Annotated in this window: 13 protein-coding genes and 6 tRNA genes; 17 read left to right on the top strand and 2 right to left on the bottom strand. The window is 61.8% G+C overall.

Features of this window, described 5'->3' with window-relative positions:
• Positions 1–14 precede the first annotated feature (14 nt).
• Positions 15–824 (bottom strand): outer membrane protein assembly factor BamD, encoded by an 810-nt coding sequence (locus tag AC22G6_RS12280; protein WP_108947556.1) that lies wholly within the window; start codon positions 822–824, stop codon positions 15–17.
• Here AC22G6_RS12280 and rluD point away from each other — a divergent pair.
• Both rluD and pgeF read left to right on the top strand, forming a co-directional pair.
• Complete coding sequence (gene rluD, locus AC22G6_RS12285; protein ID WP_487367016.1) at positions 811–1,800, top strand: 23S rRNA pseudouridine(1911/1915/1917) synthase RluD; 990 nt, start codon at positions 811–813, stop codon at positions 1,798–1,800. The genes AC22G6_RS12280 and rluD overlap by 14 nt on opposite strands.
• Positions 1,797–2,540: a peptidoglycan editing factor PgeF gene (pgeF, locus tag AC22G6_RS12290; protein ID WP_487367017.1), complete on the top strand. Its 744-nt coding sequence runs from the start codon at positions 1,797–1,799 to the stop codon at positions 2,538–2,540. The genes rluD and pgeF overlap by 4 nt, the downstream gene beginning before the upstream one ends.
• Before the next feature lie 30 nt (positions 2,541–2,570).
• Here the strand turns inward: pgeF and AC22G6_RS12295 are convergent, their stop codons facing one another.
• Complete coding sequence (locus tag AC22G6_RS12295; protein WP_108947559.1) at positions 2,571–2,789, bottom strand: hypothetical protein; 219 nt, start codon at positions 2,787–2,789, stop codon at positions 2,571–2,573.
• Between the two features lie 107 nt (positions 2,790–2,896).
• Here AC22G6_RS12295 and phaC point away from each other — a divergent pair, with 107 nt between their 5' ends.
• The 15 genes from phaC (at position 2,897) to AC22G6_RS12370 (ending at position 14,276) form a co-directional block, all read left to right on the top strand.
• Positions 2,897–4,639, top strand: a complete 1,743-nt coding sequence (phaC, locus tag AC22G6_RS12300; RefSeq protein WP_487367018.1) for a class I poly(R)-hydroxyalkanoic acid synthase — start codon at positions 2,897–2,899, stop codon at positions 4,637–4,639.
• A 109-nt stretch (positions 4,640–4,748) separates the two neighbouring features.
• Positions 4,749–5,489, top strand: a complete 741-nt coding sequence (phbB, locus tag AC22G6_RS12305) for a beta-ketoacyl-ACP reductase (protein WP_108947560.1) — start codon at positions 4,749–4,751, stop codon at positions 5,487–5,489.
• Positions 5,490–5,693: 204 nt separating this feature from the next.
• Positions 5,694–6,434: a beta-ketoacyl-ACP reductase gene (gene phbB, locus AC22G6_RS12310; RefSeq protein WP_108951097.1), complete on the top strand. Its 741-nt coding sequence runs from the start codon at positions 5,694–5,696 to the stop codon at positions 6,432–6,434.
• 127 nt (positions 6,435–6,561) lie between these two features.
• The gene (gene phaR / locus AC22G6_RS12315) at positions 6,562–7,161 is read left to right on the top strand and encodes a polyhydroxyalkanoate synthesis repressor PhaR (RefSeq protein ID WP_487367019.1); all 600 of its coding nucleotides are present in this window, start codon (positions 6,562–6,564) and stop codon (positions 7,159–7,161) included.
• 50 nt (positions 7,162–7,211) lie between these two features.
• A complete protein-coding gene (rimO, locus tag AC22G6_RS12320) occupies positions 7,212–8,546 on the top strand; it encodes a 30S ribosomal protein S12 methylthiotransferase RimO (protein WP_487367020.1) in 1,335 nt (444 codons plus the stop codon).
• Positions 8,547–8,606: 60 nt separating this feature from the next.
• A complete protein-coding gene (gene rssA, locus AC22G6_RS12325) occupies positions 8,607–9,572 on the top strand; it encodes a patatin-like phospholipase RssA (protein ID WP_487367021.1) in 966 nt (321 codons plus the stop codon).
• 11 nt (positions 9,573–9,583) lie between these two features.
• Positions 9,584–10,990, top strand: a complete 1,407-nt coding sequence (locus tag AC22G6_RS12330; RefSeq protein WP_487367022.1) for an FAD-binding oxidoreductase — start codon at positions 9,584–9,586, stop codon at positions 10,988–10,990.
• A 118-nt stretch (positions 10,991–11,108) separates the two neighbouring features.
• A tRNA-Ala gene (locus tag AC22G6_RS12335) sits at positions 11,109–11,184 on the top strand.
• A gap of 26 nt (positions 11,185–11,210) precedes the next feature.
• Positions 11,211–11,286 (top strand) — tRNA-Glu (locus tag AC22G6_RS12340).
• 59 nt (positions 11,287–11,345) lie between these two features.
• Positions 11,346–11,422 (top strand) — tRNA-Asp (locus AC22G6_RS12345).
• A gap of 95 nt (positions 11,423–11,517) precedes the next feature.
• Positions 11,518–11,593: transfer RNA gene (locus tag AC22G6_RS12350), tRNA-Ala, on the top strand.
• A gap of 25 nt (positions 11,594–11,618) precedes the next feature.
• A tRNA-Glu gene (locus tag AC22G6_RS12355) sits at positions 11,619–11,694 on the top strand.
• 67 nt (positions 11,695–11,761) lie between these two features.
• A tRNA-Asp gene (locus tag AC22G6_RS12360) sits at positions 11,762–11,838 on the top strand.
• A gap of 350 nt (positions 11,839–12,188) precedes the next feature.
• Complete coding sequence (locus tag AC22G6_RS12365) at positions 12,189–13,202, top strand: NAD(P)/FAD-dependent oxidoreductase (RefSeq protein WP_487367023.1); 1,014 nt, start codon at positions 12,189–12,191, stop codon at positions 13,200–13,202.
• Positions 13,203–13,421: 219 nt separating this feature from the next.
• Entirely contained in the window at positions 13,422–14,276 is an 855-nt protein-coding gene (locus AC22G6_RS12370) for a 3-hydroxybutyryl-CoA dehydrogenase (RefSeq protein WP_487367024.1), read from the top strand.
• Positions 14,277–14,337 lie beyond the last annotated feature (61 nt).

Raw genomic sequence — 14,337 nt, forward strand, 5'->3', positions numbered from 1 at the left:
TGGCGCAGCCGCAATTACCAGAGCTGCCACCACGGCCGGTCGTCCGCCGGGCCGCCTGAGTAATACACGCTGTTGGGGAAGTTCTTGCGCATCACGCGATTGGCGTCATCGCGCAGGTCGGTCATCCCCAGGGCGTCGTAGCTCTTGACCATCAGGAACAGAGCCTCTTCGTTCGCAGGTGCGCGCGGATAGGTCGTGATGGCGGCCTGGGCGCGGTTTGCTGCGGCGATATAGGCGCCACGGTTGTAGTAGTAGCGTGCGACGTGCACTTCATGGGACGCCAGCGCGTTTACCAGATACTGCATGCGCTGACGGGCGTCTTCCGCGTAGCGGCTCTCCGGGAAGCGGGTAACGAGGTCGTTGAACGTGTCGAAGGCTTCGCGCGCGCCGCGCGGGTCACGTTCGGACATGTCCTGGTTGGAGAAGCCGGCGAAGATCCCGAGATCTTCGTTGAAGTTGACCAGGCCCTTCAGGTAATAGACGTAATCGACGTTGGGATGGTTGGGGTGAAGCTTGATGAAACGGTCGGCCGCAGCCAGGGCCAGGGCCGATTCGTTGGACTTGTAATAGGCGTAGGCAGACTCGATCTGCGCCTGCTGGGCAAAGCGACCGTAGGGGTAACGAGCCTCAAGCTTCTCGAACATCTTGATGGCCTGGTCGTAGCCGCCCTCAGACATTGAAGCCTTGGCTTCGGAATACAGCTTTTGTGCACTCCAGCCTGCCGTTTCGTCGATCTGCTCCGGCAGCAGACCGCAGCCGCCAAGCAGCAAGGCGCCGATCAGGGCAGCATTTCCCGCTAAACTTCCGAAGGTGAACCTGGACATCGATAACACTCGCGTGAATGAACTGAAAGATTATAGCCTAGCGGAAGCCGCCGACTCGCGCACCGAAGTGATGATTCCTCGGGATTTTGCCGGTATGAGGATCGATCAGGCCCTCGCCAGGCTGTTTCCCGAGCACTCGCGCAGCCGCCTGCAGGCGTGGTTGCGGGATGGACGCATTCTCGTTGATGGCGGTTCGCCCGATGCGAAGCACAAGGTGTGGGGGGGCGAGCGGTTGGTGGTCGAGGCTGCGCCCGAGCCGCAGGCGAGTGCCGAAGCCGCCGAGGACATCCCCCTGCATATCGTCTTCGAGGACGAGGCCTTGCTGGTCATCGACAAGCCGGCCGGACTCGTCGTCCATCCCGGCAGTGGAAACTGGAGCGGTACCCTGCTCAATGCGCTGCTGCATCATGCTCCGGCGCTGGCGGGCATCCCGCGGGCGGGCATCGTGCATCGGCTGGACAAGGACACCAGCGGTCTGCTGGTGGTCGCCAAGACACTTGAGGCGCAGACCGACCTGATTCGTCAGTTGCAGGCGCGCACGGTGAAACGCCACTATCTTGCGCTGGTTCATGGCGGGGTGAAGGGGCCGGGAGAGGTGGATGCGCCAATTGCGCGCCATCCGACCCAGCGCACCAGAATGGCTGTTGTGGGCGGTGGACGTCAGGCGCTGACCCGCTACGTCGTGCGTGAGCGTCTGGCGCGCACGACGCTGGTCGAGTGCAGGCTAGAAACCGGGCGCACACACCAGATTCGGGTGCACATGGCGCACATCGGGCATCCGCTGGTCGGCGACCCGGTCTATGGCCTCAAACGCAGTGCCGATCCATTGCTCGACGCTTTTTCGCGCCAGGCCCTGCATGCATTCCGGCTGGGTTTGGTGCATCCTGTGTCGGGGGATGAGATGGCATGGTTCGCGCCGCTTCCTGATGATTTTTCTGTGCTGTTGCACAGCCTTGGAGGGAGTTTCAAACCATGACCCGTTCCTTGATCGTGCCCGACTGGCCTGCGCCGGGGAATGTGAAGGCACTGGTAACGACGCGTGCGGGCGGTGTCAGTGCTGCACCCTATGACAGCCTGAATCTCGGCGCCCATGTTGGCGACGACCCTCAGGCCGTGGCCGAAAACCGGGCGCGGCTGAAGCGTTTGTTGCCTGCTGAGCCGACTTGGCTGGATCAGGTGCACGGCACGCGTGTCATCGACCTCGACAATCTGCCGCCCGAACCGAAGGGCGATGCGGCGCTGACGCGGCTTGAGAGACGGGTTTGCGCAGTGATGACTGCGGACTGTCTGCCGGTGCTGTTCTGCGATGATGCCGGCACCGTTGTTGCGGCCGCACATGCGGGCTGGCGCGGGCTGGTGTCGGGTGTGCTGGAGGCAACTGTCGCCCGCATGACGGTGCGGCCCGACTGTGTGCTGGCCTGGTTGGGGCCGGCGATCGGGCCGGGTGCCTTCGAGGTCGGCGACGAGGTGCGGGAAGCCTTTCTGGCGCACGATCGCGGCGCAGCAGAGGCTTTCATCAACAATGGCCAGCCCGGAAAGTGGCTGGCCGATCTCTACATGCTCGCGCGACGACGTCTGGTGCGAGCCGGCGTTGCCCGGATTTATGGCGGGGGCTTATGTACCTGGACCGATCGTGAGCGTTTCTATTCCTATCGCCGTGATGGGGTTACCGGTCGCTTCGCATCCATGATCTGGCTTGGAGACGGAGGCAGATGACGCGCTGCAGCGTCGTATCACGCATATTGGCTATTGCTCGGCGCTCGAATCATCTCTATCGTTGAGGTCCTCAGCGGCCTCGCGCTCCCGTTGGCGCCGACGTCGGGCAGGTGTGCCGAACAGCCACACGAAAAGCGCCATTGGAGCGAGTCCGTAAAATACGAATGTCAGCACACCGCCAACTACCGTGTCATCGGAAATGGCGGCGAGAAGTGCGACGTAGAACCAGGCGATTGCGATCAGGTACATGGCGGGATTCTACCCGCGTGGCCGGATACAGTCGTTAAAGCTGGTGCTGGATCTGACGGTGGGCTCTCGCGGCAACGCAGTGCCTGCCGAAGCCTAAGGAGGGGCTGATGTCCGACTCGAATGACAAGCAGGCGCCCGCCGCCATGCAGGCAATGCTGCTGGCGGGGCAAACCATGGCAACGACTTTTTTCGGCATGGTTGCCAAACAGCATGCTGCCATGCAGGACTCGTCGGGTGTCGCTGCGCCGCAGCTGCCGCTGCCGGAATCCGATGCACTCAAGCGGATGCAGGATGAGTTTGCATCCAAGCACGTCGCGCTGTGGTCCTCGCTGCTCGCGAGCAAACCGGGAGAGCCCCGGGAGCAGGTCGCGCAGCCCGAGCCCGGTGATCGTCGTTTTAACGCACCGGAATGGACCGAGAGTCCGATCTTCGACTACGTGCGTCAGGCCTATCTGGTCAATGCCGGCTTTCTGAAGCAGGTTGCTGACGAGATGCCGATCTCCGACGGTCGAGCAAAGTCCCGCATTCAGTTTCTCACCCGGCAATACATCGACGCGCTGGCGCCGAGCAATTTCGCCGCGACCAACCCCGAGTTCATCAAGGCCGCGGTTGAAAGCAAGGGTGACAGCATTACCCAGGGCATCCGCAATCTCATCGACGACCTTGAGAAGGGCCGGATTTCGATGACCGATGACGGCGCGTTCGAGGTCGGGCGCAACCTGGCGGTGTCGCCGGGTGCGGTGGTCTTCGAGAACGAGCTCATGCAGCTTGTCCAGTACGCGCCGCTCACCGAGAAGGTCGGGCAGGTACCGCTGCTGATCGTGCCGCCCTGCATCAACAAGTTCTACATCATGGACCTCCAGCCGGAGAACTCTCTGGTACGCTTCATTGTGGAGCAGGGCGTCACGGTATTCCTGGTGTCGTGGAAGAACGCCGGGGCTGCCCAGTCCAAATGCAACTGGGACGACTACCTGGAGATGGGGCCGATTGCCGCACTCGATGTGGTGCGTTCGATCACCCGTACAAAGAAACCCAACGTCCTGGGGTTCTGCGTGGGGGGCACAATCCTGAGCTCTGCGATTGCAGTGCTGAAGGCGCGTGGCGAAGACCCTGTCTCCAGCCTCACGCTGATGACAACGCTGCTCGATTTCGCCGATGCCGGCGAGCTGGGCTGTCTGGTGGACGAAGCGAGCGTGACTGCGCGCGAGGCAGCAATCGGAAAGGGCGGTCTGCTCAAGGGGCAGGAGCTGGCGAACGTGTTCTCTTTCCTGCGGGCGAACGACCTTGTGTGGCAGTACGTGGTCGGCAACTACCTCAAGGGCAAGAAGCCCCAGGCCTTCGATCTGCTCTACTGGAACTCGGACTCGACCAACCTGCCGGGGCCGTTCCTGACCTGGTACCTGCGCAACATGTACCTCGAAAACAATCTGCGCGTGCCGGGCAAGCTGAAGATGCTCGGGCAGAAGGTCGATCTGGGCAAGGTGGATGTGCCGGCCTATCTGATGGCTGCGCGTGAGGATCACATCGTGCCGTGGGCGAGTGCCTACCTCGGGCGCAACCTTCTGGGCGGCGACACGACTTTCGTTCTCGGCGCAAGCGGTCATATCGCCGGTGCCATCAACCCGGCGACCAAGAACCGTCGCAGCTACTGGACGAGCGCATCGTCTGCCGCAGATCCGGAAGAATGGCTTGGCGCGGCGGAAGAGCACAAGGGAAGCTGGTGGCTGCACTGGGCGGAATGGCTTAAGAGCTTCAGCGGCAAGCAGGTCGCGGCGCGCGGACGCCTTGGCAGCACGAAGTTCGAGCCGATCGAGCCCGCACCGGGGCGCTACGTAAAAGAAAAATCCTGATACAGACTACGGTGTAGTTTGAGTCAACGGTTGCTTGCGGATCGGGCGGGGCCGCTTGCAGCACAAATTGAACCCCCCCGGCACATCCGATTGGGAGAGGAGGAACAATATGTCTAGAGTTGCACTGGTTACCGGGGGCATGGGTGGGCTTGGCGAAGCCGTTTGCATCAAGCTGGCAGCGCTGGGCTACAAGGTGGTGACGACCCACTCGCCGGGTAACACCAAGGCTGAGGAGTGGCTCGCATCGATGAACAAGATGGGCTACGGCTTCAGGGCCTTTGCATGCGACGTTGCAGATTTCGATTCCTGCAAGGCGTGCGTGGAGCAGGTCACCAAGGAGGTGGGCCCCGTCGATGTTCTGGTGAACAACGCCGGCATAACGCGCGACATGACCTTCAAGAAAATGAACAAGGCCGACTGGGATGCGGTGATCAGCACCAACCTCGACTCCGTGTTCAACATGACCAAGCAGGTCATGGAAGGCATGCTCGAGCGCAAGTGGGGACGTGTGATCAATGTGTCCTCGGTAAATGGTCAGAAAGGCGCATTTGGCCAGACCAACTATTCGGCCGCCAAGGCCGGCATGCACGGCTTCACCAAGGCGCTGGCGCTTGAAGTTGCGCGCAGCGGGGTGACGGTCAACACCATTTCGCCGGGCTATATCGGCACCAAGATGGTGATGGCGATTCCGCAGGAGATTCTCGACTCCAAGATCCTGCCCCAGATTCCGGTGGCCCGTCTGGGCAAGCCGGAAGAGATTGCGGGTCTGGTTGCCTACCTTTCCTCCGAGGAAGCGGCATTCGTGACGGGGGCCAATATCTCGATCAACGGCGGTCAGCACATGTTCTGAGCGGTCTTTGCCGCAGTATGGACGGCCTGGCCCGCGAGGGGCAGGCCGTTTTTTCTTGAGCTATTGCAACGCAGCATTTCTGCAAGAGTGCGTTTATACTGTTGGTGTTATGTGGCTGACGCGCTGCCGCAAGACAGGTGTGGGCAGAGGCGGCTTCAGGCTGCGCTGTCCGAAAACGATAACTCGATGCAGAAGGATTCGATGATGTCTCAGAAAATTGCACTCGTTACGGGCGCTATGGGCGGCCTCGGTACCGCAATTTGCCAATCCCTCGCAAATGGCGGGATGAAGGTTGTCGCCAACTGCCTGCCTGCTTTCCCCCAGAAAGATGAGTGGCTGATGCAGCAGAAGGAGCTGGGCTTCGATTTCGTGGCAGCTGAAGGCGATGTCTCCGACTATGAGTCGTGCAAGGCCATGGTTGCAAAGATCGAGGCTGAGGTGGGTCCGATCGACGTCCTCGTGAACAACGCTGGCATCACCCGCGACAAGTTCTTTCCGAAGATGGAGAAGGGCCAGTGGGATGCGGTGATCAACACCAACCTCAACAGCCTTTTCAACGTCACCCATCACATTTCGCCGAAGATGGCTGAGCGTGGCTGGGGCCGCATCATTAACATCTCCTCGGTTAATGGTGTCAAGGGTCAGGCAGGTCAGGCCAACTACTCGACGGCCAAGGCCGGTGTACTGGGCTTCACCAAGGCATTGGCGTCTGAGCTGGCAACCAAGGGCGTGACAGTCAATGCGATCGCCCCGGGTTATATCGGCACCGACATGGTCATGGCAATCCGTGACGACATCCGTCAGGGCATCATCGACACCGTGCCGATGAAGCGTCTGGGCAAGCCGGAAGAGATCGGTGGGCTTTGCGCCTACCTGTCGTCCGAGCTGGCCGGGTACATCACCGGCGCGACGATCAATATCAACGGCGGCCTGCACATGTGCTGATGCCGCATCCGTGGATATTGCGGATTTGCGTAACCCCGTCCTGTGGCGGGGTTTTTCTTTTCGCAGCGCGGTATAATTTCCAAGACAAGTTAGAGCGGAACCCACCGCCGCCGAGGAGGACTTCACCATGGCCGACAAATCGCGCCTGATCAAGAAATACCCGAACCGTCGTTTGTACGACACCCGGACCAGTTCCTACATCACCCTGTCGGACGTGAAGGAGCTCGTGCTAGGAAACGAAGATTTCCAGGTGGTGGATGCCAAGACGGGCGACGACCTGACGCGCAGCATCCTGCTGCAGATCATCCTCGAGGAAGAGGCCGGTGGTGCGCCGATGTTCACCAGCGACCTGCTCTCGCACATGATCCGCTTCTACGGCAATGCGATGCAGGGCATGATGGGCAAGTATCTTGAGAACAACATCAAGGCCTTCACCGACATGCAGGGCAAGCTCCAGGAGCAGGCCCGTGGCATCTATGGAGAGAACAGCCCGATCAGCCAGGATCTCTGGGCGCAGTTCCTGAACTTTCAGGGGCCGGCGCTGCAAAGCATGATGGGCACCTACGTCGAGCAATCGAAGAAGATGTTCCAGCAGATGCAGGATCAGGTTGAGAGCCAGACGCGCAACATGTTTACCGGCTTCCAGTTTCCGGCCTATACACCGCCGACGGCGGACGACAAGGCAGAAAACGCCGAACCCGACGTCAAGACCCGCACCGACAAATAAGGTGCAGCGCCCCGGACAAGGGGCGTTTTTTCTAACAGGCCGTACCCAGCATGACCACCCTCAAAAAACCTGACGTGCCGCGTGTCGGTTTCGTCAGCCTTGGCTGCCCGAAAGCGACAGTCGACTCCGAACACATCCTTACCCGGCTGCGTGCCGAGGGCTATCAGATTTCCGGTAGCTACGAAGACGCAGACGTGGTGGTGGTGAATACCTGCGGCTTCATCGATGCTGCCGTCGAGGAATCGCTCGACGCCATCGGCGAAGCGCTGGCCGAGAATGGCAAGGTGATCGTGACCGGCTGTCTCGGTGCCAAGGACGGTGTGGTCATGTCTGCTCATCCGCAGGTGCTCGCCGTTACCGGTCCGCATGCAACCGAAGAGGTGATGCAGGCAGTGCACAAGCACCTGCCCAAGCCGCACGATCCTTTCATCGATCTCGTGCCCGCGCAGGGCATTCGCCTGACGCCACAGCATTACGCCTATCTGAAGATTTCCGAAGGCTGCAATCATCGCTGCACCTTCTGCATCATCCCGTCGATGCGCGGCGATCTTGTCAGTCGTCCCATTCACGAGATCATGCGCGAGGCCGAAACGCTGGCCGAGTCCGGCGTCAAGGAGATCCTGGTGATCTCCCAGGACACCTCGGCCTACGGCGTGGACGTCAAGTACCGCACGGGTTTCTGGAACGGCAAGCCGCTCAAGACCAAGCTGTACGACCTGGCCAATGCACTCGGCGAGCTCGGCATCTGGATCCGGATGCACTACGTCTATCCGTATCCGAGCGTGGATGACCTCATTCCGCTGATGGCAGAGGGAAAGATTCTTCCCTATCTCGACGTGCCTTTCCAGCACGCCAGTCCGCGCATCCTGAAGGCAATGAAGCGTCCGGCAAATGCCGAGAATGTCCTCGAGCGGGTACAGAAGTGGCGCAGCATCTGCCCGGATCTGACCATCCGTTCGACCTTCATCACCGGCTTTCCGGGTGAGACCGAGGAAGATTTCGAGCAACTGCTGCAGTTCCTCGACCAGGCTCAGCTCGACCGCGTCGGTGCGTTTGCCTACTCGCCGGTTGAAGGCGCAACGGCCAACGAACTGGCCGATCCCGTGCCTGACGAAGTGCGCGAGGAACGTCGCGCACGCCTGATGGATTACCAGGAGGACATCTCCACTCAGCGCCTTGAGGCCAAGATCGGTCGCGAAATGACCGTGCTGGTCGACGATGTCGATGAGGAAGGGGCGCTAGCCCGTTCGCCCGGCGATGCGCCTGAGATCGACGGCATGGTGGTGATTCCCGATGGCGACGATCTCGCACCCGGCGACTTTGTTCGCGTGCGGATTACCGATTGCGATGTGCACGACCTGTACGCAGAGCGTATCGAGGGCTGAGTTCATGCCTGGCCTCGAAGGCTTTGCGCACGTCTTCCATCCACGTCGGAGCTTGCTTGCATGACAGCGTTTCCGATGGTTTCGCGCAGCGGCAGGGAGCCCGTCATTGGCTTGGCGCTGGGCAGTGGCGCGGCGCGGGGCTGGGCGCATCTCGGCGTCCTGCGTGCGCTGGAGGAGGAGGGGATCGTCCCTCAGGTGATCTGCGGCTGCTCGATCGGCGCATTCGTCGGGGCTGCCGCCGCTGCGGGAGAGCTCGGTAAACTCAGGCGCTGGGCCGATTCACTCAAGTGGAAGGATGTGATCGGCCTGCTCGATGTCAGCCTGCGCAGCGGCCTGATCAAGGGCGAGAAGCTGATCCAGTACTTCGAGCGCAATTTCACCGATCGGGACTTCACCGACTTGCCGGTTCGCTTCGCCTGCGTGGCGACCGAGTTGTCTTCCGGGCGTGAGATCTGGCTTCATTCCGGCAGTGTGTCCGAGGCGGTACGCGCATCGATTGCGCTGCCCGGTCTGATGACACCGGTTGCTCGGGATGGCCGGCTGCTGGTCGATGGTGGTCTGGTGAATCCGGTGCCGGTGTCACTGTGCCGGGCGATGGGTGCGGATATCGTCATCGCGGTCGATCTCGGGTCGGACATGATCGGGCGGGCATGGCGGCACACATCCGCCGAACCCGCACCTGAAGAAGAGACCGAAGCGAGCTGGAGCGACCGCCTGCTGTCCCGGCTCGGGCTTGGCGGCACAGGGCTGGCGGGCAATGCTCATGGCGACGGTGGCCCCGAGGAGAGCCTGCCTTCCCTGGTCTCCGTACTCAATGCCAGCATCAATATCATGCAGGTCCGAATTTCGCGCAGCCGTCTTGCCGGCGAGCCGGCCGATGTGCTGATCTCGCCCCGTGTGGGCCAGCTTGGCCTGATGGACTATCACCGTGCCGAGGAAGCGATTGCAGAGGGTGAGGCTGCCGTGGTGCGCGCGAAACCCTTGCTGCGATATGCGTTGGGGCGTGCAGACGACGCTGGCGCCTGAGGGAGGTCCTGATGGATGAATTTCTGAGTACGCTGGCCGCGATCGTCGGTCGTGACTACCTGCTTGTCGACGGCGCGGAAACCGCCCCGTATCTGAACGACTGGCGCGGCCGCTACCGTGGGGCTGCGCGCGCGGTTGTGCGGCCGGCCGACACTGCTCAGGTCGCCGCCGTGCTGGCAGCCTGCCATGCGGCTGCTGTGCCGGTCGTGCCGCAGGGCGGCAATACCGGTCTTTGCGGTGGCGCGACCCCGCTGCCGGACGGGCGCTCGGTGCTGCTCAGCCTGTCGCGGCTCAATCGCGTTCGTGCGCTGGATCCGGACAACAATACCTTGTGTGTCGAGGCCGGCTGCAAGCTCGCTGCGGTGCAGGCGGCGGCGCAGGAGGCCGGGCGCCTGTTCCCGCTTTCGCTTGCCTCCGAGGGAAGTTGCGAGATTGGCGGCAACCTCTCGACCAATGCGGGTGGGGTTCAGGTGCTGCGCTACGGCAACATGCGCGACCTCGTGCTCGGGCTTGAGGTGGTGCTGCCGGATGGCCAGGTGTGGGATGGCTTGCGTGGCTTGCGCAAAGACAATACGGGTTACGATCTCAAGCATCTGTTCGTGGGGGCGGAGGGCACGCTCGGGGTGATCACCGCGGCGACGCTCAAACTCTTTCCGGCACCGCAGGCGCGCGCAACCGCCTGGGTTGCCGTGCCCGATCCTGCTGCGGCCGTTGCGCTGCTCGCGCATATGCGTGCCGGCTGCGGTGATCGCATCACCGCGTTTGAAATCGTCGGTCGCCCGGCGCTGGATCTCGTTCTTCAGCACATCGAGGGCGCGCGTGATCCGCTCCCCGGGTCGGCGTCATGGGCGGTGCTGGTGGAGCTCTCGGACACGCTTCCCGACGCCGCACTCGAAGACATGTTCGAGCGCGAACTCGGCGCCGCCATCGAAAAGGGCCTGGTGCTCGATGCTGCGGTCGCAGGCAGTCTGGCGCAGGCCGAGGCGTTGTGGGCCTTGCGCGAGAACATCTCCGAGGCGCAGCGCCTGGAAGGGGTCAGCATCAAGCATGACATCGCTGTGCCCGTCAGCCGTATTCCGGCGTTCCTGAGCGCTGCCGGGAGCCGCCTGAGGGCTGTCTGGCCCGATGTGCGCATCGTTGTGTTTGGTCATATCGGCGACGGCAATCTGCACTACAACCTGTCCAAGGCCGCGGCCGAAGAAAACGCCTCCTTTATCGCCAGAACGGAGGAGGCGAACCGGGTGGTTCATGATCTTGTGGCAGAACTTGGTGGATCGATTTCGGCCGAGCACGGTCTCGGCCAGCTCAAGCGCGAGGAGATTCGCCGCTACAAGAGTGAGCTCGAGTTGCTGCTCATGCGCAAGATTAAATCGGCGCTGGATCCGTCTGGTTTGATGAACCCTGGCAAGCTTCTGTGAGTGCAGGGGAGGGGCCGGCAAGGCGTGGTTTCAGGGTTTTTTGTGCAGCCCAGCAGATAATTGTTAGAAGGTGCTTTACAAGGCTGAAACCGCTGCCTATAATGCGCGCTCTTTCGAAGGGGGTATAGCTCAGCTGGGAGAGCGCTTGCATGGCATGCAAGAGGTCAGCGGTTCGATCCCGCTTACCTCCACCATCGAAAAGTTGTACTGCCGTACTTAGGTCCCCATCGTCTAGAGGCCTAGGACACTACCCTTTCACGGTAGGTACCGGGGTTCGAATCCCCGTGGGGACGCCAGATTCGGCATGCTGGCCAAGGCGGGCATGCAAAGCGGCAGAGATGTCGGGCAAGGTTTTGGAGTGGTAGTTCAGTTGGTTAGAATACCGGCCTGTCACGCCGGGGGTCGCGGGTTCGAGTCCCGTCCACTCCGCCAGCTACATAGCAAGACTTCGGTTTTGCAGGTTTCGAAAGTTTTACGAAACCATTGCGGTGAGCTTGATTCAGGAGTTATAATCGCCGGCTTGTTGTGGGGGTATAGCTCAGCTGGGAGAGCGCTTGCATGGCATGCAAGAGGTCAGCGGTTCGATCCCGCTTACCTCCACCAAAAGAATTTGTTTTACGGTACATAGGTCCCCATCGTCTAGAGGCCTAGGACACTACCCTTTCACGGTAGGTACCGGGGTTCGAATCCCCGTGGGGACGCCAGTAAAGGCGGATTGATCAGCGCGGTCAGTCAGCTTCGGCAGCAGTTGTTGCCGATACAGTCAAGCGCGGAGTGGTAGTTCAGTTGGTTAGAATACCGGCCTGTCACGCCGGGGGTCGCGGGTTCGAGTCCCGTCCACTCCGCCAACAAATCAAGCAGAAAGGGAAGCTAGGGCTTCCCTTTCTGCTTTTTGCCGTTCACCTCATCTGCGCCGGGGCGAGTCTGTGCCGTCTGCCGGCGTCGCCTTTCCGTTTCCTGCAGATCTCGCTTGCGTGATCGGGGGGCATGGCGCGCCTCCGCTTTGTCGCCACCGGCTTGTCCTTTATGATGCGTCTTAGTTTGTCCAGGACAAAACGACTTCATACCGACTCAGGGTGTGATGGAGTGCCGATCTGCGGCATCGGTCTGCTTTCCATGTCGCTGAGTGCTCTGCCGTTCCGTGCGGCCCGGCGAAGGGGAGTCCTGGTCGGCGTTTCAATTGAGAGGTGTGTACAGCATGAAGGGAACATTGCAGGTTGCCGTGGTGGGGGCGGGTATCGCAGGTCTGTCGTGCGCCGGGTTTCTGGCACAGGCCGGGCTGAGCCCCGTCGTGTTCGACAAGAGCCGCGGTCCGGGAGGGCGGATGAGCACCCGTCGAGGCGAGGGGTGGCAATGTGATCATGGCGCGCAGTACTTCACAGCCCGCGATCCTGCTTTTCACGCCGAGGTCGAGCGCTGGCGTCAGGCGGGTGTTGCGGCCCGGTGGGCGCCGCGCCTGCGGGTTCTGGGCGGCGACTTGGGGCATGATGCGGATTCGGGCCTAGCGCGATTTGTGGGTACGCCCAGGATGACTGCGCCAGCCCGGCTTCTTGCGGATCGACTTGAGCTTCAAGCTGGCGCGACCATTCAGCAGCTTGAACGCGGGGCAGAGGGCTGGCGTCTCCTGTCGGCCGAGCGGGGATGGCTGGATGGCTTCTACGATGCAGTCGTCCTGGCGCAGCCCGCGCCACAGGCTGCTTCGCTGCTGCGCCAGTCGTCCTTGCACAACGCTGCTGCGTCAGGCCTGGTGACGCTCGCCGAGGGGGCTGTGATGCGGGGCAGCTGGGCCTTGATGGCGCGCTTTGCGGACCCGGTTGCGCTTCCCTTTGATGCGGCCTTCGTCAACGCTGGTCCGCTGCGCTGGATTGCGCGCGATAGCAGCAAGCCGGGGCGCGACGGTGTCGAGACCTGGTTGCTGCATGCGAATGCGCAATGGAGCGAGGCGCATATCGAGGATGATGCCGACGACGTTGCTGCAGCCATGCTGCAAGCCTTTCACGATCTGGGTGGCCCGCTGCCGCAGACGTGGACGGCCCATCGCTGGCGCTATGCCGATAGCCAGCCCGCGGGCGACATGGTGTGTGCGTGGGACGGTGACGCGGGCGTCGGACTGTGCGGGGACTGGCTCAACGGTGGCAAGGTCGAGGGCGCCTGGCTGAGCGGGAGGGCGCTCGCGCAGCGGATTGTGGATGGTCTGCGCGTGGCCGGCTGACGTCGGTGGTCGGGATGCAAGGGCGGGCATCGAGCCGGAGATCGAAAGACTGGCTGTGCTCACGGGGGTGCGCCGACATGATCGCCTGGTCTGCTGTTGCCCCGTTCCGCGTTCCGGTCCGGGGCTGGCGCCACTCGTCAGCTTGCGTTACATTTACTCCATACGCAACGGTATGGAGTTGATGAGCCGGGGCGTGACCGCTAACAGGAGACAACAGGTATGAGCATCAGCAAGATTGGAGTCGTCGGCGCAGGTACGATGGGTAACGGAATCGTTCAGGCCTTCGCCGTCGCAGGCTACCCGGTGGTAATGACCGATATCGCCGACGCCGCCCTGCAGCGCGGACTGGCAACCGTTGCCGGTAGCCTGGATCGTCTGATCAAGAAAGAGAAAATGAGTACCGCCCAGAAAGAAGAGGCGATGGCCAAGATCTCGGTGTCGACCGACATGTGTGCCTTGTCCGACTGCGACCTCATCATCGAGGCGGCGACGGAGAATCTTGAACTCAAGCTCAAGATCTTCGCGCAACTCGACGCCGTCGCCAAGCCGGAGGCGCTGCTGGCCAGCAACACCTCCTCGATCTCGATCACCAAGCTCGCAGCCTCGACCAAGCGTGCTGACCGCATGATCGGCATGCACTTCTTCAATCCGGTGCCGATGATGGCGCTGGTCGAACTGATCCGTGGCCTGCAGACCTCTGACGAGACCTATGCGGCGGTTGATGAAGTGGCGAAAGCGATCGGCAAGACGCCGGTGCAGGTGCGCAACAGCCCGGGGTTCGTGGTTAACCGGATGCTGTGCCCGATGATCAACGAGGCGGTTTTCGCGCTGGGCGAGGGCCTGGCCACGGCAGCGGAGATCGACGAAGCAATGAAGCTGGGGTGCAACCACCCGATCGGTCCGCTCGCACTGTGTGACATGATCGGTCTGGATGTCGAACTGGCCGTGATGCAGGTGCTGTTCGAAGGCTTCAAGGATCCGAAATACCGTCCGGCACCCTTGCTGGTGGAGATGGTGGAAGCGGGCTATCTCGGCCGCAAGACGGGCAAGGGCTTCTTTGAGTACGGCAAGTAATCGCTGCTCACAGACGAAAAAAAGCCACCTGCGAAGGTGGCTTTCTCATGTGGGGCGCCTG

It is taken from the genome of Parazoarcus sp. PS-13 R2A, assembly GCF_057621855.1.

Excerpts from the sequence above, each read along its gene's own strand:
- AC22G6_RS12370 (WP_487367024.1), top strand. The coding sequence starts at position 13,422 with ATGAGCATCAGCAAGATTGGAGTCGTCGGCGCAGGTACGATGGGTAAC.
- pgeF (WP_487367017.1), top strand. The coding sequence starts at position 1,797 with ATGACCCGTTCCTTGATCGTGCCCGACTGGCCTGCGCCGGGGAATGTG.
- phbB (WP_108947560.1), top strand. The coding sequence starts at position 4,749 with ATGTCTAGAGTTGCACTGGTTACCGGGGGCATGGGTGGGCTTGGCGAA.
- phaC (WP_487367018.1), top strand. The coding sequence starts at position 2,897 with ATGTCCGACTCGAATGACAAGCAGGCGCCCGCCGCCATGCAGGCAATG.
- AC22G6_RS12365 (WP_487367023.1), top strand. The coding sequence starts at position 12,189 with ATGAAGGGAACATTGCAGGTTGCCGTGGTGGGGGCGGGTATCGCAGGT.
- rimO (WP_487367020.1), top strand. The coding sequence starts at position 7,212 with ATGACCACCCTCAAAAAACCTGACGTGCCGCGTGTCGGTTTCGTCAGC.
- AC22G6_RS12330 (WP_487367022.1), top strand. The coding sequence starts at position 9,584 with ATGGATGAATTTCTGAGTACGCTGGCCGCGATCGTCGGTCGTGACTAC.
- phaR (WP_487367019.1), top strand. The coding sequence starts at position 6,562 with ATGGCCGACAAATCGCGCCTGATCAAGAAATACCCGAACCGTCGTTTG.
- phbB (WP_108951097.1), top strand. The coding sequence starts at position 5,694 with ATGTCTCAGAAAATTGCACTCGTTACGGGCGCTATGGGCGGCCTCGGT.
- AC22G6_RS12280 (WP_108947556.1), bottom strand. The coding sequence starts at position 824 with ATGTCCAGGTTCACCTTCGGAAGTTTAGCGGGAAATGCTGCCCTGATC.
- AC22G6_RS12295 (WP_108947559.1), bottom strand. The coding sequence starts at position 2,789 with ATGTACCTGATCGCAATCGCCTGGTTCTACGTCGCACTTCTCGCCGCC.
- rssA (WP_487367021.1), top strand. The coding sequence starts at position 8,607 with ATGACAGCGTTTCCGATGGTTTCGCGCAGCGGCAGGGAGCCCGTCATT.